The sequence below is a fragment of the Streptomyces sp. ISL-11 genome (assembly GCF_018614525.1).
GTDB lineage: Bacteria > Actinomycetota > Actinomycetes > Streptomycetales > Streptomycetaceae > Streptomyces.
The window spans coordinates 1-18,637 of sequence record NZ_JAGGOL010000109.1 but is presented as its reverse complement, the minus strand read 5'-3'; the positions used below and the strand labels follow the sequence as shown (position 1 = coordinate 18,637).

Genomic DNA, 18,637 nt, shown 5'->3' with positions numbered 1-18,637 from the left:
CGTGGAGACCGCCGAGGCCAAGCCCAAGCGTGCCACCCGCGCCAAGAAGGCCGTCGAGACCGCCGAGGCCGTCACGGAGACCGCCGAGGCCAAGCCCAAGCGCACCCGCACCGCCAAGAAGGCCGTCGCCGAGGCGACCGTCGTCGAGGCGGAGGCCGAGGTCAAGCCGAAGCTCACCGCTCGCGCCAAGAAGGCCGCCGAGGCCGTCGTGGAGACCGCCGAGGCCAAGCCGAAGCGCACCCGTACCGCCAAGAAGGCCGTCGCCGAGGCGACCGTCGTCGAGGCGGAGACCGAGGCCAAGCCCAAGCGCGCGACCCGCGCCAAGAAGGCCGTGGCGGCCGTCGAGGCCGTGGACGGCGCCGCCGAGGTCAAGCCGAAGCGTGCCACCCGCGCCAAGAAGGCCGTCGAGACCGCCGAGGCCGTCACGGAGACCGCCGAGGCCAAGCCGAAGCGCGCCCGCGCCACCAAGAAGGCCGTCGCCGAGGCGACCGCCGTCGAGACGGAGACCGAGACCAAGCCCAAGCGCGCGACCCGCGCCAAGAAGGCCGTGGCGGCCGTCGAGGCCGTGGACGGCGCCGAGGTGAAGCCGAAGCGCACCCGCAAGGCGGCCGCGCCCAAGGTCACCACCGAGGTCTGAGGCACCACCCGCACCACCGTCGATGGCCGGTCACCCCGCGAGGGGTGGCCGGCCATCGGCGTACGTCCACCGCGCTAGCCTCGTGGCATGAGCAGGCCGCCCTTCCTCACCTTGCCCGCGTGTGCCCGCGCGTACCGTCTGACCACGTCGCGCGGCGAGTTCGCCGTGCACGACGCCCGGCCGGCCTCGCCGCCGCGCGGCACCGTCCTGCTCGTCCCGGGGTTCACCGGCAGCAAGGAGGACTTCATCGCGCTGCTGGAGCCGCTCGCGGCCGCCGGCTACCGCGCCGTGGCCGTCGACGGGCGCGGCCAGTACGAGAGCGGGGGCCCGCGCGAGCCCGGCGCGTACGAGCAGGACGAGCTGGCCCGCGACGTGCGGGCGCAGGCGGCGGCGCTCGGCGGTGGTGTGCACCTGCTCGGGCACTCGCTCGGCGGGCTGATCGCGCGGGCGGCCGTGCTGGGCGACGCGGTGCCGTTCCGCTCGCTGACCGTCATGAGCTGCGGTCCGGCCGCGATCGCCGCGCCCCAGCAGGCCCGTACGCGGCGGCTGATCGGCGCCCTGGAAGTGCTGGACATGGAGTCCGTCTGGCAGGAGATGCGGCGGGCGGACGCGGAGAACGCGCCCGCCCTGGAGACCCCGCCCGAGCTCGACGCGTTCCTCCACCGCCGCTGGACCGCCACCCTTTCCGAGCAACTCATCGTCACCGGGCGCCAGTTGACCGTGGAGCCGGACCGCACGGCGGAGCTCGCGGCCGTGCCGCTGCCCAAGCACGTCATCTCCGGCGTCCTGGACTACGCCTGGCCGGTGCCGTCCATCGACGCGATGGCCAAGGAGCTGTCGGCGACGCGCACGGTCGTCGAGGGCGCGGAGCACTCCCCCAACGCCGAGCGCCCGGCCGCCACGGCTGACGCGCTGCTGCGCTTCTGGGACCTGGCCTGACCCCGGGCTAGGTCGTGTCCGGCGGATCATGTGGGCGGGCGACTGCGGGTCGTCTTTGACGCCTGCGGCGGCGGGCGCCCTGCGGGCGCGTCCTCAATCGCCGGACGGGCTGGAATCGGCTGAGCTCAGCCACTTTCAGCCCGTCCGGCGATTGAGGACACCGCCGCGCAGCGGTCGGTGCGCACGACACGACTCCGCAGCCGAAGACCCCACCGGGCACCCCCTAGCCAATGGCCGCCGTCACCGTGAAGAGTCCGCCGTCGGGGTCGCGCAAGGTCGCCTCGCGGCCCGAGCGGTAGTCGCCCACCCGTGTCTCGTCCGGCTCCGCGGCGACCGTGCCGCCACCCGCCAGGGCCGCCTCGACGGCCTTCTCGACGTCCTCGACGCAGAAATAGACGTGCCAGCGCGGCCGGATCCGCGGGTCGGGCGCCGCCTCGACGGCGCCGCCCCGCAGACAGGCCACGGTGTGGCCGGCGGCCCGCACCATGACGGCGTCGTCCTCGTAGCGCACCTCGCAGCGGTCCGGCCGGCCGGTGGCCCACTCGAAGACCTCGCCGTAGAAGATGGCGGCGGCGAAGGCGTCGCGGGTGCGCAGTTCCAGCCAGGCGGGCGCCCCGTCCCGGCCGATGCTCCACTCGCGCAGCGTCCGCCCCTCCCAGAAGCCGAAGACGGCCCCGGCCGGGTCGGCGGCCAGGGCGGCCCGCCCCTGGCCGAAGGAGAGCGGGCCGACGGCGACGGTCGCGCCGCGCTCGCGGATGCGGCCCGCGACCGTGTCGGCGTCCTCGACGGCGAAGTAGGACGTCCAGGAGACGGCGACGCCCATGGAGCGCGCGACATTGCCGATACCGGCGACGGGCTTTCCGTCGCGCAGCGCGACGGCGAAGTCCTCGCCCAGGGAGCCCGGCCGGAACGTCCAGCCCATCACCGGGCCGTAGAAGTCCTGCGAGGCCTTGAGATCGCCCGTCAGCAGACTCACCCAGCACGGCGCGCCCGGCACGGCGTGGTCGACGGAGGCCATGGCCGTTCGCCTCGTTTCTGTTCCGCGTCCCCGCCGGCCACCGCCGGACGGCGGACTGTTCCCGCATCCCTCATGGAGGGTGGCCGCGCTCTCGGGGGCACGGCCACCCCTAGTCAGGGTTCCACTCACCACCCCCGCGCGCATTCCGGCGCGCGCAGGCGGCGCGGGGTTCAGTACTGCGTGCGCAGGTGATCCCAGAATCCGTCGCGCAGCGCGCGCCGGAGATCGGCGTGGCCGCGCAGCGACAGACCGAGCAGCGCCTCGGCCTCGACCAGGAGTTCCTGGTCGACGGAGCCCGGCAGATAGGGGTGGCCGGGCAGCAGTTCGGCGAGCGTGTCGCGGCCGCGCGAGCCCAGCCACTGCGCCGCGACCTGGGCGCCGACGAAGCGCACGTCCTCGCGGCCCGGGGCGGGGCCGTGGTGGGCGGCCGCCTCGCCGTAGGGCTCGTAGGTGGCACGGCGGGTGACGTAGGGCTTGCAGAAGTCGAGGTCGAAGGTGCGCTGGCTGTCGACCTCCCAGAGCAGCGGTTCGGCCTGGTTGCGGCCGCCGCCGGCCTCGATGCCCCACAGGTGGACGCGGGCGCCGTAGCCCTGGGCCGCCTCGACCGCCGAGACGAGGTCCTCGTCCCCGCCGATGAGCGCCGCGTCGCTGATGGCGCGGTGGCGGGCGAGGGACTCCAGGTCGGTGCGGATGAGGGAGTCGACCCCCTTCTGCTGGTTGTTGGCGTTGAGGTTGCCGAGGCGGACCTTGACGTCGGGCAGCTCGGCGATGCTCTGCTGCTCGGCGGTGTGGATGCGGCGGCGGGCGCCGTCGTACCAGTAGACGCGCAGCAGCCGGCTGTCGGGGAAGATCGTGCGGGCCTTGTCGATGAACGCCTCGATCAGCCCCTCGGCATCGAGGTCGAAGGTCCGCCGGTCCTCGGTGCCGGTGACGAGGCGGCCGGCCGCGGCGTAGACGTAGCCCGCGTCCACGAAGATCGCGTGGGTCGAAGGGGTGGTGGCGACCTCGGCGAGGACGCGGGTGAGCAGCTCGTTGGTGCGTTCGACACCGGCGGCGATCGCGGCGAGATCGGGCTGGTCGGAGAGCGGCGAGTCAGTCATGGGGAGGTCTCATTGTCAGAATCGTCACGCAGAGGACGTGTTCCAGTGCGCTACTCGTCAGTAATTAGTCATGTTAAAAATTTCCTTAGCGTAGGGAATGTTTGCAGGCGCCACCTCGTTGGACACGTATGGAACGCGACGCACTGACGCGCCGCGTTCCGCCACTCATGGAGTTCTCCTCAGGAGGATCAGGACGAAGGGAGAAGCCTTGCGCTTCGAAATCATGCGTCTGGACGACATCGACGGTACGGCCGTCGACAGCACCGTCGTGGACGCCGCCTCCGTCAACCGGATCGTGCAGCAGGCCGCCTCGATCGGCCAGCGCATCTATATCCGCCCGGCCGCCACCGCGGCCCGGTAACGCCTCACGCGTTCCCACCCACACGAACACCCCCGTACGGACCGTACGGGGGTGTCGCGCGTTCACGGCGGTGCCGCGCCGGGTGCGCCGGGCGGCGGCGGGGGTCAGTGGCCGTCGATGACCTGCGTGATGCCGTTGATGATCTGCTGGACCGCCAGCGCGGAGAGCATCATGCCCGCGAGCCGCGTCACCAGCACCACACCGCCGTCCTTGATGACCCGGATGATCAGCAGCGAATAGCGCATCACCAGCCACAGCACGATGTGCATCGCGGCGATCGCGCTCCACACCGACACCTGCCCGGCGAACCCGCTGGCGTGCTGCACCGCGAGGATCACCGAGACGATCGCGCCGGGCCCGGCCAGCAGCGGCATGCCCAGCGGTACGAGCGCGACGTTGACGTCCTTGGTCTGCGTCGGCTCCTCCGACTTGCCCGTCAGCAGGTCGAGCGCGATGAGCAGCAGGAGCAGTCCGCCCGCGATCATCAGCGCCGGGGTGGTGATGTGCAGGTAGTCCAGGATCTGCTGGCCGCAGATGCCGAAGACGGCGATGACGCCGAAGGCGACCGCGGCCGCCTGCCAGGCCATGCGGCGCTGGACCTTGGCCGGGCGGCCGGAGGTGAGGGCGAGGAAGATCGGCGTGATACCGGGGGGATCCATGATCACAAAAAGCGTGAGAAAGAGGGATCCGAAGACAGCGATGTCGAACACAGTGAGGGCCTTGCGAGAGTGGTGCGAGCAGGAGCGGAGCGCCCGCGGGACGCGTACGGGGATGCGGACGGCGCGGGCGGGGGCGTACGGGCGCGGTCACCCGCGCACGGCATGACAGACGTGCGTACGCGACCGGACCCGGGACGTGGGTGCGGTCAGCCGCCGGCGCCGGGGACGGGGAACGCGCCCGTGGCCCGGCGCGTGATCTCGCCGTAGATCTCCGGGTCGGTCGTGAACTCGCCGAGCCGGCAGGTCTTGCGGCTGCCGTGGTAGTCGCTGGAACCGGTGGTCAGCAGGGAGAGGTCGGCGGCGAGGCCGCGCAGCCGGGCGCGGGTGGGCTCGTCGTGGTCCATGTGGTCCACCTCGACGCCGTCGAGCCCGGCCGAGGCGAGCTCGGCTATCGCGGTGCCGGAGACGCTGTTGCCGCGCTTGAGCGCGAAGGGGTGCGCGAGGACGGTCACGCCGCCCGCCGCCTTGACCAGGCGGATCGCGTCGAAGGGGTCGAGTTCGTGCTTCTCGACGTAGGCGCGGCCGTCGCCGGCGAGCCAGTCGGAGGTGAAGGCGTCGGAGACGGTGTCGATCACACCGAGCTCGACCATGGCGCTGGCCACGTGCGGCCGGCCCACGGCGCCGCCGCCGGCGAGCTCGGCGACGCGCTCCCAGGTGACCGGCACACCGAGCTCGTTGAGCTTGGTGACCATGGCACGGGCGCGCGGCACGCGGTCATCGCGCAGGAGCTCCCGCTCGCGCGCGAGCTCCGGCTCCAGCGGGTCGAAGAGGTAGGCCAGCATGTGCACGCTGAAGCCGTCGGGTCCCTCGAAGCGGCAGGACAGCTCGGCGCCGGTGACGAGGGTCAGCCCGGCGGGGAGCGCCGCGACGGCCTCGGCATGGCCGCCGACACCGTCGTGATCGGTCAGGGCCACTACGTCCAGCCCGGCGGCGGCCGCGTTGCGCACCAGCTCGGCGGGGGTGTCCGTACCGTCCGACGCCGTGGAGTGGGTGTGCAGATCGATGCGCACGACGCGGCCTCCGGGCGGGACGAGGGCGGACAGGGACCGGTTCAGGATAACCGCCGCGCGACGCCGTCCCCGGTCGCGCCCCTTTACGTGACCCGGGCCACGGCGCTCCGACCGGCCGGCCGCGCCGGGACGGGCCCTACCGTCCGCTCGGCGAGAGCAGGCGCGGCGACAGCGCCCCGCACGGCAACAGGTCCACTTCCGCGCCCGCTTCGCGCAGATCCGTGAGCACCAGCTCGTCGTACATCAGCAGCCCCGACCGCTCCGGCCAGACCACCGCCCACAGCCACAGGCCGCGCGCCTCGCCCGCGAAGACGGCCCGGTCCTGGGGCGCGCCGTCGACGTGCCACAGCGGGGTGGGGCGGCCGGCGGCGTGGACCTTGGCGTGCGGCGCGCGGTCGACGGAGATGTACGGGCCGGGGTCGGGGCCGTCGATGCCGGCATAGCGGGCGCCGAGGCCGACGCCGAGCTCCTCGGCGACGAGCAGCAGCTCACCGGGGCCGCCGAGCGGGCTGGGCCCCGAGCAGGCGACGGCGGTGGCCCGGCCACCGCTGCGGTCGTCGCCCGCGCACCCCACGCCCGTGTACAGCCAGCCGACGGGCAGCGGCCAGGGCATCCACACCGGGACCTGGGCCCGGTTGACCACCACGGCCAGCGCTTCGACGCTCGGCGGGACCACCGGCTGCAAGGGGTGCACGGTGCCGTGCAGGGAACACTGCCAGGAGTCGGCGAAGAGACCGGGCGCGCGCACCCGGCCACCGCACTTCGGGCAACTGGGTTCGCCCCTCATAGGGCCCAACGGTCCTCCGCGTCCGCCGCCGCGTCAAGGACGATCACCCGTCCGGAGCGGCGACACACCGGAGCGTCACCCCAGGGGCACCCCTGGCCTCAGTGGGTCGCGCAGATCGGTGCCGTGGCGCAGCCAACGCTCCTCCAGCGCGGCCGCGCCCTGGACGCGCTTCCAGGCCGCCTCGTTCGGCGTCATCGGCAGCAGCGGCAGGAAGCGGACGGGGTCCATCGGCTCGTCCAGTTCCAAGTCCGCCACCAGGCCGCCGGACTCGGCGACGAGCACGGAGGTGAAGGGCGCGTCCGGCCACAGGGGTTCGCCGGTGTCCAGCGACGCGCCCGGGGCCACGACGAGCCCCTCCACCTGGGGGGAGGCGGCGAGCACGGCCAGCGGGCGGAGCACCCGGTCGGTGTCGGCGCGGCCGGCGCGGACGCTGAGGAGGAGTTCGGCGCGGGGGCCGCGCAGGGGGTCGGCGAGCACGGCGGTGGGATCGGCCATCGGCTGCGCGGACATGCCCAGGGTGGCGTAGCGCACGACGTCTCCGTCGAGGAAACGGAGGACCTCGATGCGGTCCGTACCCAGGAAGGTCACCGCGGCGCGCGCGTCCGGTTCGCCCAGGGCTGTCCGTAGGCGGGCCTCGACCAGTGCGAGAACGTCTGACATGCAGTGAGCATAGAACGCGTATCGAACGGGCAAAGGAGGGTATTGACGCGTCAAGTGGCTGCTAGCCTTGACCTCTGGTCAGGGAGTTACGTTCGTCCCCCAGCGGGGACCGGCCGGAGGAGGTGGGGCTGCGGTGGATCCTAGTCGACCGTGCAGTACCGGCAGTTCTCCCGTACCTCCGCTCCGGACGCGTTTTTTGTGATCTGAGTCTTCCGCCGACGGCCTTCTCGCCCGGCCCCTCCGGAAGCCCCTTCGCGCCCGTGGTGTTCGACGGAAGAGCGCCTTCGTCTCGCTTTGTTCCGTGTTCTCTGCGAACTGCCGTCAGTCCCCGACGCACCACGCGAAGCGCCGCCCGATTTGCGGACGTATCCCTGTTTTCCGAGGCATCACGTCCACGTTCCTGGCAGCGTTGCGCTCGTCCCGACTGGCGGCCGGCCCGTGAAGGAGCCTGCCATGTCGATGATCCGTGACCTGCGTGCCGCCGTCCGTCCCGCCCTGCGCCGCAGCACCACTCCGTACGACTACGACCCCACGCGCGACCCCTCCAGCAACAGCGCCGTCGTGGACTGCGCCGTCTACCGCGACGGCAAGCGGGCCAGCGACCACGTCAGCCCGGCCGAGGCGATGCGGCGCGTGCGGACCGACGGGGGCTTCGCCTGGATCGGACTCCACGAGCCGACGGAGCGTGAGTTCTCGGGCATCGCCAAGGAGTTCGGGCTGCACCCGCTGGCCGTGGAGGACGCCGTCCACGCCCACCAGCGGCCGAAGCTGGAGCGCTACGACGACACGCTGTTCACCGTCTTCAAGACCATCCACTACGTCGAGCACGCCGAACTGACCGCCACCAGCGAGGTGGTGGAGACGGGCGAGGTGATGTGCTTCACCGGCCCGGACTTCATCATCACCGTCCGGCACGGCGGCCAGGGCTCGCTGCGCGCGCTGCGCCACCGCCTCCAGGACGACCCCGAGCTGCTCGCCAAGGGCCCCTCGGCGGTGCTGCACGCCATCGCTGACCAGGTCGTCGACGGCTACATCGCGGTCGCCGACGCCGTGCAGGACGACATCGACGAGGTGGAGATCGATGTGTTCTCCGCGCCCAGCAAGGGGTCCTCGCGCGGTGGCGACGCGGGCCGCATCTACCAGCTCAAGCGTGAAGTGCTGGAATTCAAGCGGGCGGTGACCCCGCTGATGCGGCCGATGCAGCAGCTCAGCGAGCGGCCGATGCGGCTGGTGGACCCGGACATCCAGAAGTACTTCCGCGACGTGGCCGACCACCTCGCGCGCGTGCACGAGCAGGTGGTCTCCTTCGACGACCTGCTCAACTCGATCCTCCAGGCCAATCTCGCCCAGGCGTCGGTCGCGCAGAACGAGGACATGCGCAAGATCACCTCATGGGCGGCGATCTTCGCCGTGCCGACGATGATCGCGGGGATCTACGGCATGAACTTCACGCACATGCCCGAGCTGAAGTGGAAGTACGGCTACCCCGCGGTCATGGTCGTGACGGTCTCGATCTGTTTCGCCATCCACCGCGGCTTCAAGCGCAACGGCTGGCTCTAAGGGGTTGTCCGGTGGGTCTGCGCGGAGTCGCGGACCCACCGGACACCCCCTAGCGCCGTCTCCCGGCCCGGTCGGCCATGATGACGAGCGCCAGCCCGGCGAGGATCACCGCGAGCGCCGGGCAGGCGGCCGGGGACGGCAGCTGGCCGAGCCACAGCGCCGCGATCAGGGTGGCGCCCGGCGTCTCCAGCAGGATCGCCGTCGAGGTGACGGACGGGCCGAGGCCCTTGACCACCCGGTTGATGAGCGAGTGGCCGAGCAGCTGCGCGGTGACCGTCAGGACGGCCAGCTTCAGCCAGGTGCCGCCGCTGTAGCCACCGAGCGAGGCGCCGGAGAGGAGACAGACGGCGAGCAGCAGCACGGTGGCGGTGACGTACAGGACGTAGGTGTACGCGACGGTGCCCACCGTCCGGCGCACCTCCGCGCCCAGCAGGACGTACCCGGCGGCCGCCAAGCCGCCCGCGAGGGCGAGGGCGTCCCCGGCGAGGGCCTGCGGGGAGACCGACAGGTCGACGCCCGTGAGGATCACGACGCCGAGGACGGCGAGCACGGTGCCCGCCCAGACGAGGGCGGGCGGGCGGTGCCCGCGCAGCCGCAGCAGGAGCGTCGTCCAGATCGGGGTCGTGGTGACCAGCGCGGTCGAGGACGCGACGGACGTCATGCGCAGGCTCAGCAGCCACACCGCGAAGTGCGCGCCCAGCAGGATGCCCGCGGCGACGGTGAGCAACAGGGCGCGGCGGCCGATGCCGCGCAGCTCGGCGCGGTGCCGCAGCACGGCGAACGGGGTGAGCACCCCGACGGCCATGGCGTTGCGCCAGAAGGCGATGGCGAGGGCGGGCGCGGCGATGGACGCGGTGAGCGGGGCGGAGAGGGAGATCCCACTGATCGCCACGGCGAGCAGGAGGAGGTCCGTACGCGCGCCGGGCCGGGCCGTGGTCGCCTCGGCGGGCGGGGCGGGCGGTGCCGAGGGGGCGGCGTCACGTCGGGTACGGGCGGTCGTCACCCGCCCAGCGTAGTCAGCGGCATAAAGTAAGCGGCATGACGCAGACGCAGGCACTGATCGAAGAGGCCACGAAGAAGTCCGGCCTCATCTGGGTGCAGGGCCCGACGGGGCCGAGCCGCGCGCTGTGGCACGTATGGCACGAAGGTGCCGCCCATGTCGTCGGCGGCCCCGGCGAGCAGCCGCTGGACGGACTGGGCCTCACGGACGGCGGACGGGCGACCGTCACCGTCCGCAGCAAGGACAAGGGCGGCCGCCTGGTGACGTGGTCCGCCGAGGTCGGCGAGCCCGCCGTGCGCGGCGAGGCCTGGACGGCGGCCGTGGCCGAACTCAAGGGCAAGCGCCTCAACGCGCCGGACGCGGAGCGTCTGGAGGACCGCTGGGCGGCCGAATGCCGCGTGGTGACCCTGACCCCGACGGGCGACACGGTGGCCCTTCCGGCGGATTCCCTGACGGCCCGCCCTCTGCCGACACCGGCGACGACACGGGAGCCGATGCCGGCAGCCCTGCCGCGGCTGCTCCGCAGGGGTCGGAAGTAGGGACGGGGCGCGCCCCGGGCCGGCCCTGCCGCGGGTGCTCCGCTGGGGTGGTGCCGGACCTGCGGGCCGTGTCATGCGCACCGCCGCGGCGCGGTGGTGTCCTCAAGCGCCGGACGGGCTTGGTTGTGGCTGGGCTCAGCCGGCCCGCGCCTAGTGATCTGGTTGTGAGTTCGCCCGGCACCACGTGAGTCGCTTTCCGTACCGATTCGTGGGTTTGGCTGACGGGTGCCGGTTGGCTTCGGTCTGCTGTGGGCTATGGGTGACAGCAGGCTGGAGCCGCTGGTCCTCAGTGAGGCCGAGCGGCAGGTGTTGGGCAACTGGGTCAAGCGCCGGACGACCGCGCAGGGTCTCGCTTTACGGGCGAGGGTCGTGCTGGCGTGTGCGGAGGGCGGGCCGAACCTGGCGGTGGCCGCCCGGCTGGGCGTGAACCGGGGCACCGTCGCCAAGTGGCGGTCCAGGTTCCTGCTTGACCGGCTGGACGGACTCGCGGACGAGCCGAGGCCCGGGGTCCCGCGGACCATCACCGATGCCCAGGTGGAAGAGGTGGTGGTCCGCACTCTGGAGGAGACACCGGCGGGCGGGACGCACTGGTCGAAGCGGGAGCTGGCCAAGGTGGTGGGGATCTCCCCGGCGAGCGTGCTGAGGATCTGGCACGCCTTCGGCCTGCAGCCGTGGCGGACCGAGACGTTCAAGATCTCCCCGGACCCGTTCCTGATCGACAAGATCCGTGACGTGGTGGGCCTGTATCTCGCCCCGCCGGCGAACGCCGTGGTGTTCGCGGTGGACGAGAAACCGCAGATCCAGGCCCTTCAGCGGACCGCGCCGGTCCTGCCCATGGTCCTGGGAGTGCCCGAGCGGCGGAGCTTCGACTACGTCCGGCACGGCACCGTCGACCTGTTCGCCGCGCTGAACACGGCAACCGGCAAGGTGATCGCGAAACTGTCCGCCCAGCACCGGGCCGTGGACTTCCGTGACTTCCTCGACGAGATCGACCGCCAGACCGCCAAGGGCCTGGCGGTCCACGTCATCTGCGACAACCTCTCCGCCCACAAGGCACCAGTGGTCCACAAGTGGCTGCTCGCGCACCCGCGCTTCCAGCTCCACTTCACCCCCACCTACTCGTCGTGGATCAACCAGGTCGAGCGGTGGTTCGCCGAGCTGGAACGGCGCTGCCTCGAGCGCGGAGTGTTCTGCTCCCTCGACGACCTCAAGGCCGCACTGGAGAACTGGATCAAGATCTGGAACAACGATGCCCGGCCCTTCAAATGGACCAAGACCGCCGACCAGATCCTCAACCGAATCTGCCGCTACTGCTCACGCATCTCCGAACCAGATCACTAGCCGCCCGTCGGGATCGCCTTGCCGTAGTCGACCGTTTCGCCCTTCGCCGGGACCGCGAGTGCGAAGTCCTTGCCCCAGTCCGCCAGTTCCAGCTGGCCCGCGCCGCCCGCGCGCTGGACGCGCAGAGGGTAGGGCGTGCCCGTCAGGGAGACGTCGAGCGTGCCGCCGGAGCCGCCCGCGCCGCTGACGCGGATCGTGCGGGTGCCGCCGACCGTGCCGTGCTCGCCGCGGGCGAGTTTGCCGTGCAGGCCGATGAGGCCGTCCAGCAGGACGTCCTTGTCGGTGAAACCTTTGAGCTTCTGGTACGAGGGGTCGCCGGACGGCACCTTCACGTACTTCTTCTCCAGCTTTCCGGCCGCCGCCGCGCTGTCCCCCTTCGGCACCGTGCTCGACGACGGCTTCGCGCCGGCCCCGTCGCCGTGCGACCAGAAAGCCGCCGGCGCCTTGAGGTAGAGCTCGTCCCCGACCCTCAGCAAGGAGAACGTGGTCGCGTCGGACGAGACCTGCCCCGTTCCCCCGTCCCGCTTCAGCCGCATGTCGATCTTGTACGTACGGCCCTGGCTGACGACGCTGCCGGACAGGTGGACCGCCGGCGCGGTCCGCGCGGCCGACCGGGCCTGGTCCTGGATCTTCACGGGGTCGAGCTTGCCGACGCCGTTGGTCCCCGCGTCGGGGTCCTCGCCACCGCCGCCGCAGGCGGTGAGCGCCACGGACAGGCCCACGCACAGCGCTCCCACGAGAGCCGCGTTCCGGGTACGCACGTCTGCTCTTGCCTCCTGTCGCGGGCTGGAGTACGGCAGCGTACCCGGGCCGCCCAGGAGCGGAAGCGGGCAGTCCGTACGGCCGTCTCTCCCGCGCCGGGCAGAAGCCGGTCACGTTAGCCTGAACCGGACAAAGCACTGGAGGAGGAGGCGCGGCCATGGCAGCAGGCGCCCACCGGGTGTTCGTGTCGCACCTCGCCGGCGTCGCCGTCTTCGACCCGAACGGCGACCAGGTGGGACGGGTGCAGGACGTCGTCGCGATGCTGCGGGTCGGAGGGCGGCCGCCGCGCGTCCTCGGGCTGGTCGTGGAGGTCGTCAGCCGCCGGCGGATCTTCCTGCCCATGACCCGGGTGACGGGCGTGGAGTCCGGCCAGGTCATCACCACCGGCGTGATCAACATGCGGCGCTTCGAGCAGCGCCCGACCGAGACGCTGGTCCTGGGCGAGCTGCTGGACCGGCGCGTACGTCTGGTCGAGGGGGGCGAGGAGGTGACCGTCCTGGACGTCTCGATCATGCAGCTGCCGGCCCGCCGCGACTGGCAGATCGACAAGGTCTTCGTCCGCCGCGGCAAGGGCGGCGCCCTGCGCCGCAAGGGCGAGACGCTGACGGTCGAGTGGTCGGCCGTCACCGGCTTCTCGCTGGAGGAGCACGGGCAGGGTGCGGAGAACCTGCTGGCGACGTTCGAGCGGCTGCGCCCGGCCGACCTCGCCAACGTCCTCCACCACCTGACGCCGAAGCGGCGCGCGGAGGTGGCCGCCGCGCTCGACGACGACCGGCTGGCCGACGTCCTGGAGGAGCTGCCGGAGGACGACCAGATCGAGATCCTCGGCAAGCTCAAGGAGGAGCGTGCCGCCGACGTCCTGGAGGCGATGCAGCCGGACGACGCGGCCGACCTGCTGTCCGAGCTGCCCGAGGACGAAAAGGAACGCCTGCTGACGCTGATGCAGCCGGACGACGCCGCCGACGTGCGCCGCCTCCTGGCCTACGAGGAGCGCACGGCGGGCGGCCTGATGACCACCGAGCCGATCGTGCTGCGGCCCGACGCCACCGTCGCCGACGCCCTCGCGCGCGTGCGCAACCCCGACCTCTCCCCCGCCCTCGCCGCCCAGGTGTACGTCTGCCGGCCGCCGGACGAGACGCCGACGGGCAAGTACCTGGGCACCGTCCACTTCCAGCGGCTGCTGCGCGACCCGCCGTTCACCCTCGTGGGCCGGCTCACCGACACCGACCTGCGGCCGCTGCCGCCGGACACCCCGCTGCCGGCCGTCACCAGCTACCTGGCCACGTACAACATGGTGTCCGCGCCCGTGGTCGACGAGGACGGCTCGCTGCTGGGCGCGGTCACCGTCGACGACGTCCTGGACCACCTGCTGCCCGACGACTGGCGCGAGACCGAGCTGCACTACGGGGCGCTCGGCATGAGCGATCTGCGGGAGGCCGGCGATGGCTGAGCGCGGCCGCGAGGAGCGGCCGGCGGACCGGCCCCGGGTGCGGCTGGACCTGCCGAGGGTGAAGCGGCGCAGCTGGCTGCCGGCCTACGACCCGGAGGCGTTCGGGCGCACCTCGGAGCGGATCGCGCGGTTCCTGGGCACGGGCCGGTTCATCGTGTGGATGACGGTCGTGATCATCCTGTGGGTGCTGTGGAACACCACGGCCCCCGGGCACCTGCGCTTCGACAATTACCCGTTCATCTTCCTGACCCTGATGCTGTCGCTCCAGGCGTCCTACGCGGCACCGCTGATCCTGCTGGCGCAGAACCGGCAGGACGACCGGGACCGGGTCAATCTGGAGCAGGACCGCAAGCAGAACGAGCGGTCGATCGCGGACACGGAATACCTGACACGGGAGGTGGCGGGGTTGCGGATGGGGCTGGGGGAGGTCGCGACACGGGACTGGATCCGCTCGGAGTTCCAGGAGCTGGTCAAGGAGCTGGAGCAGCGCCGGGTATTCCCGCGCGAGAGTGAGGAACGCGACCGCTGACAGCCCTTTCCGGCAGCCCGGTCGGGCGCCGTAACATCGACGCATGGCTACCGACACTCCCGCAGGATCCGCGCCGGTCGAGGACGCGATCCGCGCCGCGCTGGCGACGGTGAACGATCCCGAGATCCACCGCCCGATCACCGATCTGGGCATGGTGAAATCCGTGGAGATCTCGGCGGACGGCACGGTCGCCGTGGCGGTCTATCTGACGGTCTCCGGCTGCCCCATGCGCGAGACGATCACCACCAACGTGCGCGATGCCGTCGCGGCCGTCGAGGGCGTCACGGGCGTCACCGTCGAGCTGGACGTGATGAGCGACGAGCAGCGCAAGGAGCTGGCGTCCGCGCTGCGCGGCGGTCAGGCCGAGCGCGAGGTGCCCTTCGCCCGGCCCGGCTCGCTGACCCGGGTCTACGCGGTGGCCTCCGGCAAGGGCGGCGTCGGCAAGTCGTCGGTGACGGTCAACCTGGCGGCCGCGATGGCGGCCGACGGCCTGAAGGTCGGCGTCGTGGACGCGGACATCTACGGCCACTCGGTGCCCCGCATGCTGGGCGCGGGCGACAGCCGGCCCACCCAGGTCGAGAACATGATCATGCCGCCGTCGGCGAACGGCGTGAAGGTGATCTCCATCGGGATGTTCACGCCGGGCAACGCCCCGGTGGTGTGGCGCGGCCCGATGCTGCACCGCGCGCTCCAGCAGTTCCTGGCGGACGTCTACTGGGGCGACCTGGACGTCCTGCTGCTCGACCTCCCGCCGGGCACCGGTGACATCGCGATCTCCGTCGCGCAGCTCGTGCCGAACGCCGAGATCCTCGTGGTGACGACGCCGCAGCAGGCCGCCGCCGAGGTCGCCGAGCGGGCCGGTTCGATCGCCGTGCAGACGCATCAGAAGATCGTCGGCGTCGTGGAGAACATGTCCGGACTGCCCTGCCCGCACTGCGACGAGATGGTCGACGTCTTCGGCACGGGCGGCGGCCAGAGGGTGGCCGACGGGCTCACCCGGACCACCGGCGCGACGGTTCCGGTGCTGGGTTCGATCCCGATCGACGTACGGCTGCGCGAGGGCGGCGACGAGGGCCGGCCGGTCGTCCTGACCGACCCCGAGTCCCCGGCGGGCAGCGCGCTGCGCGCGATCGCGGGCAAGCTCGGCGGCCGCCAGCGCGGTCTGTCGGGCATGTCGCTGGGCATCACGCCGCGCAACAAGTTCTGACGCCGCCTGCGGCGCGTCAGGGCACAGTAAGGGGCGGCCTCCGTGGAGGCCGCCCCTTACCGGCTCTACGACTTCCCGGTCTCCAGGTCCTTGACCGGTGCGCCGGGGGCGTCGTTCTTCACGGCCGCGATGCCCTTCTGGGCCGCGGCCTTGCTGTTGTACGCCTCGCCGACGGCGATGACCTCGCCGTTTCCGGCCTTCAGCCGGAACCGGTGCTTACCGGCCTGGTCCTCGTAGAGTTCGAACGCACCACTCATGTCGTCTCACCTCTCCGGTTGCGACCCCCTGCCAGGCATTCAAGCCGGGCGCCGGGGCGCACGCAGCCCAGGTGGGCCCGATGGGTGACGCCCTCAGCTCCCGTAGGCGGCAAGGTCCTTGATCACAGAGAAGCCCACGCCGTACGCGCTCATGCCGCGCCCGTACGCGCCCAGGTGGACGCCGCCCTCGCCGGCGGCGGCGGTACCGGCCAGGACCCAGCCGTACTCGGACTCGCGGTAGCGGAAATCGGTGGGCACGCCGTCCACCGGCAGGGACAGCGTCGACCAGGCGGGCTCGTCCAGATGGTCCGCGAGCTCCCAGGCCAGCGCGGTCTGCTGGTCCAGCCAGTCCTGGCGCAGGGCGCGCTCCATCTGCGAGGGCCAGGTGCACGACAGCAGTCCGGAGCCGGCCAGCCAGGCGGCCGAGGAGACCGAGGTGGCCTCCAGCACGCCCGTACCGTCGGCGCTGCGGCGCACCGGGCGGCTCGCGACGGTCACCACGACGGCGAAGCGCTGCTTGTCCGCCTGCGGGTCCCGCTCGGCGCGCACCGTCGGCTCCTCGCCGTGGCCCGTCGAACCGTGCTCGACGGTGCCGTCGGCGGCGGCGCCGACCTGCATCAGCCAGCGCGGCCCGGTGTACGCCTCGTCGAGGCCGTACCACGGGAACGAAGCCAGCAGATAGCCGTCGACCGACCGCCGGGCACCGGGTCCGCCCAGTGCCGAGTCCGTGGACCCGGCGGGCCCGTCGGCCGCACCGGCCCCTTGCGAACCGACCCGACTCGTCGTCTCCATCTGCGCGGCGCCTCCTTGGCCCGATCCTGGGCGAGCCCGCCCCCCTCGGACGACTTCACCCCAAACACAGGGAGGATAGCCACCCCCGTCAATGGGGCACGGGATGCGCGGGCTCAGGTGGCGTCGGAATCAAACGGCGGGCGCTCGCCGGGGCCGGGGCTTTCGCGCTTTTTGAGCAGGTCAGGGGTGGAGCCCGCGGCGGGCGCGGCCGGGGAGGCGTCGGCGCCACGCCCGTGCACCGCGTCGGCGACCTCGGTCATCTCCGACTTGAGGTCGAAGCCGTTGCGGATCTCCTTCAGCCCCAGCTCGTCCTTGTCCAGCACGTGCTTGCGCACAAATGTCTTGGGGTTGAGGTCCTCGAACTCGAAGTCCTTGAACTCCGGGCCCAGCTCGGAGCGGATGTCGTCCTTGGCGTTCTCCGAGAACTGCCGGATCTTCCGCAATGTGCGGGACACGTCCTGGATCATCTTCGGCAGCTTGTCGGGGCCGAAGATGAGGACCGCGAGCACCACGAGCGCGACCAGCTCCAGGGGTCCTATGTCGAGCACGTTGCAGCTCCTTGATGCGTCAGTGGCCGACTGGCCAGGCCACCCATCACGGTACCTGGCCCGGCGGGCGGCAAGACAGACACCTCGGCCAACATCAGGCCAAAGCTCACCGCGAGCCGGCCGACCCGAGGACGAGTTCCACGCTCCGTTCCCTGCCGTCGCGTTCGACGGTCAGAGCGAGCCGGTCGCCCGGACGGTGGCTGCGGATCTTGACGATCAGCTCCTGGCCGCTGTGCACCGGGACGCCGTCGACTTTCTTGATCACATCGCCGGACGCGATGCCGGCCTTGTCGCCCGGTCCGCCCGGGGTGACGGCCGCGCCGTCGGCACCCTTGGTGTTCACCCGGGCGCCGTCGCCCGAATACTGCATGTCCAGGGTCACGCCGATCACCGGATGGGTGGCCTTGCCGGTGTTGATGAGCTCCTCGGCGACGCGCTTGGCCTGGTTGATCGGTATGGCGAAACCCAGGCCGATGCTGCCGCCCTGGCCGCCGCCGACGTCGCCGCCGTCACCGGCGGAGCGGATGGCGCTGTTGATCCCGATGACGCGGGCCTCGGAGTCCATCAGCGGGCCGCCGGAGTTGCCCGGGTTTATCGGGGCGTCGGTCTGCAGCGCGTCGACGTAGCTGACATCGCTGCCGTCCTCCTTCCGGCCGCCCGCCGTGATCGGGCGCTCCTTGGCGCTGATGATCCCGGTGGTGACGGTGCCCGCGAGGTCGTACGGCGCCCCGATGGCGACCACGGAGTCGCCGACGCGGACGGAGTCGGAGTTGCCGAGGGCGAGCGGCGTCAGCCCCGACACCCCGGAGACCTTGATCACGGCGAGGTCGTAGCTGCTGTCCCGGCCGACGACCGTGGCCTTGGCGGTCTGGCCGCCGTTGAAGGTCACCGATATCTGCCCGCCCGACCCCGCCGGCTCCACGACGTGATTGTTGGTGAGGATGCGTCCCTCCTTGTCCAGGACGAATCCCGTGCCGGTGCCCTGGTCGCCGCTGCCGCGCACATGGATCGTGACGACGCCCGGCAGGGCGCGGGCCGCGATCCCGGCGACGCTGCCCGGGGCCCGGCCCGACCGGTCGGCCGCCGCCTGCGGCAGCCGCACCGGGCGGGTCACCCCGCCGTCGCGCTCCAGATACGCGCCGATGAGTCCACCGGTTCCGCCGGCGACGAGGGCCACGACGACGGCGGCCGCGACGAGCCGGCGTGTCCTCCTTCGGCTTCAGCGGCACCAACGCCCACACCATCATCGAAGAGGCCCCCGAACCCGAACCCGTGGCGGGTGAGCCCGCCGAAGCCCGGCGCACCCCGGCCGTCCGCTCACTGCCGGCCCCCGTCGTCCTCTCCGCGAAGACGCCGCAGGCCCTGCGCGCCCAGGCCGGCCGCCTGCTGCGCCACACCGGTTCACAGCCCGGCACCGTGCC

20 protein-coding genes and 2 pseudogenes are annotated in these 18,637 nt (G+C 72.1%); 10 read left to right on the top strand and 12 right to left on the bottom strand.

The window, feature by feature from the left end; translation table 11 throughout:
• Positions 1 to 637 (top strand): annotated as a pseudogene (locus tag J7E86_RS22035) (DEAD/DEAH box helicase); the annotation flags it as partial.
• An 87-nt stretch (positions 638 to 724) separates the two neighbouring features.
• Positions 725 to 1,576 carry an alpha/beta fold hydrolase gene (locus J7E86_RS22030; protein WP_215083466.1) on the top strand — a complete coding sequence of 284 codons (852 nt, stop codon included), beginning with the start codon at positions 725 to 727 and terminating at the stop codon, positions 1,574 to 1,576.
• Positions 1,577 to 1,799: 223 nt separating this feature from the next.
• On the opposite strand, the gene J7E86_RS22025 is transcribed toward J7E86_RS22030, so the two are convergent.
• Together J7E86_RS22025 and J7E86_RS22020 are read right to left on the bottom strand one after the other, a co-directional pair.
• Entirely contained in the window at positions 1,800 to 2,594 is a 795-nt protein-coding gene (locus tag J7E86_RS22025) for a VOC family protein (RefSeq protein WP_215083465.1), read from the bottom strand.
• 170 nt (positions 2,595 to 2,764) lie between these two features.
• A complete protein-coding gene (locus J7E86_RS22020) occupies positions 2,765 to 3,694 on the bottom strand; it encodes an NYN domain-containing protein (RefSeq protein WP_215083464.1) in 930 nt (309 codons plus the stop codon).
• Positions 3,695 to 3,902: 208 nt separating this feature from the next.
• Here J7E86_RS22020 and J7E86_RS22015 point away from each other — a divergent pair, with 208 nt between their 5' ends.
• On the top strand, positions 3,903 to 4,055 hold the full coding sequence (locus tag J7E86_RS22015) for a hypothetical protein (RefSeq protein WP_215083463.1): 153 nt from the start codon (positions 3,903 to 3,905) through the stop codon (positions 4,053 to 4,055).
• 104 nt (positions 4,056 to 4,159) lie between these two features.
• On the opposite strand, the gene J7E86_RS22010 is transcribed toward J7E86_RS22015, so the two are convergent.
• From J7E86_RS22010 to J7E86_RS21995, 4 genes are all read right to left on the bottom strand, one after another.
• Complete coding sequence (locus tag J7E86_RS22010) at positions 4,160 to 4,765, bottom strand: MarC family protein (RefSeq protein WP_215083462.1); 606 nt, start codon at positions 4,763 to 4,765, stop codon at positions 4,160 to 4,162.
• Between the two features lie 155 nt (positions 4,766 to 4,920).
• A complete protein-coding gene (locus J7E86_RS22005; protein WP_215083461.1) occupies positions 4,921 to 5,784 on the bottom strand; it encodes a PHP domain-containing protein in 864 nt (287 codons plus the stop codon).
• Positions 5,785 to 5,920: 136 nt separating this feature from the next.
• Positions 5,921 to 6,571: a DUF6758 family protein gene (locus J7E86_RS22000; RefSeq protein ID WP_215083460.1), complete on the bottom strand. Its 651-nt coding sequence runs from the start codon at positions 6,569 to 6,571 to the stop codon at positions 5,921 to 5,923.
• A 75-nt stretch (positions 6,572 to 6,646) separates the two neighbouring features.
• Complete coding sequence (locus J7E86_RS21995; RefSeq protein ID WP_215083459.1) at positions 6,647 to 7,231, bottom strand: suppressor of fused domain protein; 585 nt, start codon at positions 7,229 to 7,231, stop codon at positions 6,647 to 6,649.
• A gap of 453 nt (positions 7,232 to 7,684) precedes the next feature.
• Between J7E86_RS21995 and J7E86_RS21990 the strand changes: the two genes are divergently transcribed.
• On the top strand, positions 7,685 to 8,791 hold the full coding sequence (locus J7E86_RS21990; protein ID WP_215083458.1) for a magnesium and cobalt transport protein CorA: 1,107 nt from the start codon (positions 7,685 to 7,687) through the stop codon (positions 8,789 to 8,791).
• Positions 8,792 to 8,840: 49 nt separating this feature from the next.
• Here J7E86_RS21990 and J7E86_RS21985 read toward each other — a convergent pair whose 3' ends face one another.
• Positions 8,841 to 9,794 carry a DMT family transporter gene (locus tag J7E86_RS21985; protein ID WP_215083457.1) on the bottom strand — a complete coding sequence of 318 codons (954 nt, stop codon included), beginning with the start codon at positions 9,792 to 9,794 and terminating at the stop codon, positions 8,841 to 8,843.
• Between the two features lie 35 nt (positions 9,795 to 9,829).
• On the opposite strand from J7E86_RS21985, the gene J7E86_RS21980 reads away from it, so the two are divergent.
• Entirely contained in the window at positions 9,830 to 10,330 is a 501-nt protein-coding gene (locus J7E86_RS21980) for a hypothetical protein (protein ID WP_215083456.1), read from the top strand.
• 255 nt (positions 10,331 to 10,585) lie between these two features.
• Positions 10,586 to 11,671 carry an IS630 family transposase gene (locus J7E86_RS21975; protein ID WP_215083455.1) on the top strand — a complete coding sequence of 362 codons (1,086 nt, stop codon included), beginning with the start codon at positions 10,586 to 10,588 and terminating at the stop codon, positions 11,669 to 11,671.
• Here J7E86_RS21975 and J7E86_RS21970 read toward each other — a convergent pair.
• The gene (locus tag J7E86_RS21970) at positions 11,668 to 12,432 is read right to left on the bottom strand and encodes a hypothetical protein (RefSeq protein WP_215083454.1); all 765 of its coding nucleotides are present in this window, start codon (positions 12,430 to 12,432) and stop codon (positions 11,668 to 11,670) included. The genes J7E86_RS21975 and J7E86_RS21970 overlap by 4 nt on opposite strands.
• Before the next feature lie 158 nt (positions 12,433 to 12,590).
• Here J7E86_RS21970 and J7E86_RS21965 point away from each other — a divergent pair, with 158 nt between their 5' ends.
• The 3 genes from J7E86_RS21965 to J7E86_RS21955 are packed head-to-tail and all read left to right on the top strand — an operon-like array spanning position 12,591 to position 15,619.
• Positions 12,591 to 13,883, top strand: coding sequence for a magnesium transporter MgtE N-terminal domain-containing protein (locus tag J7E86_RS21965; protein WP_215083453.1), 1,293 nt, complete (start codon positions 12,591 to 12,593; stop codon positions 13,881 to 13,883).
• On the top strand, positions 13,876 to 14,412 hold the full coding sequence (locus J7E86_RS21960) for a DUF1003 domain-containing protein (protein ID WP_215083452.1): 537 nt from the start codon (positions 13,876 to 13,878) through the stop codon (positions 14,410 to 14,412). The genes J7E86_RS21965 and J7E86_RS21960 overlap by 8 nt, the downstream gene beginning before the upstream one ends.
• Before the next feature lie 43 nt (positions 14,413 to 14,455).
• Positions 14,456 to 15,619: an Mrp/NBP35 family ATP-binding protein gene (locus tag J7E86_RS21955; protein ID WP_215083451.1), complete on the top strand. Its 1,164-nt coding sequence runs from the start codon at positions 14,456 to 14,458 to the stop codon at positions 15,617 to 15,619.
• 65 nt (positions 15,620 to 15,684) lie between these two features.
• On the opposite strand, the gene J7E86_RS21950 is transcribed toward J7E86_RS21955, so the two are convergent.
• The 4 genes and pseudogenes from J7E86_RS21950 to J7E86_RS21935 form a co-directional block, all read right to left on the bottom strand.
• Entirely contained in the window at positions 15,685 to 15,876 is a 192-nt protein-coding gene (locus J7E86_RS21950; RefSeq protein ID WP_215083450.1) for a DUF1508 domain-containing protein, read from the bottom strand.
• 93 nt (positions 15,877 to 15,969) lie between these two features.
• On the bottom strand, positions 15,970 to 16,668 hold the full coding sequence (locus J7E86_RS21945; protein ID WP_215083449.1) for a hypothetical protein: 699 nt from the start codon (positions 16,666 to 16,668) through the stop codon (positions 15,970 to 15,972).
• 113 nt (positions 16,669 to 16,781) lie between these two features.
• Entirely contained in the window at positions 16,782 to 17,216 is a 435-nt protein-coding gene (locus J7E86_RS21940) for a sec-independent translocase (RefSeq protein ID WP_215083448.1), read from the bottom strand.
• 106 nt (positions 17,217 to 17,322) lie between these two features.
• Positions 17,323 to 18,426, bottom strand: a pseudogene (locus tag J7E86_RS21935) (S1C family serine protease); the annotation flags it as partial.
• On the opposite strand from J7E86_RS21935, the gene J7E86_RS21930 reads away from it, so the two are divergent.
• Positions 18,420 to 18,637, top strand: a 218-nt coding sequence (locus tag J7E86_RS21930; protein WP_215083447.1) for a ketoacyl-synthetase C-terminal extension domain-containing protein, incomplete at its 3' end; no start/stop codon positions are given. The pseudogene J7E86_RS21935 and the gene J7E86_RS21930 sit on opposite strands and share 7 nt — an antisense overlap.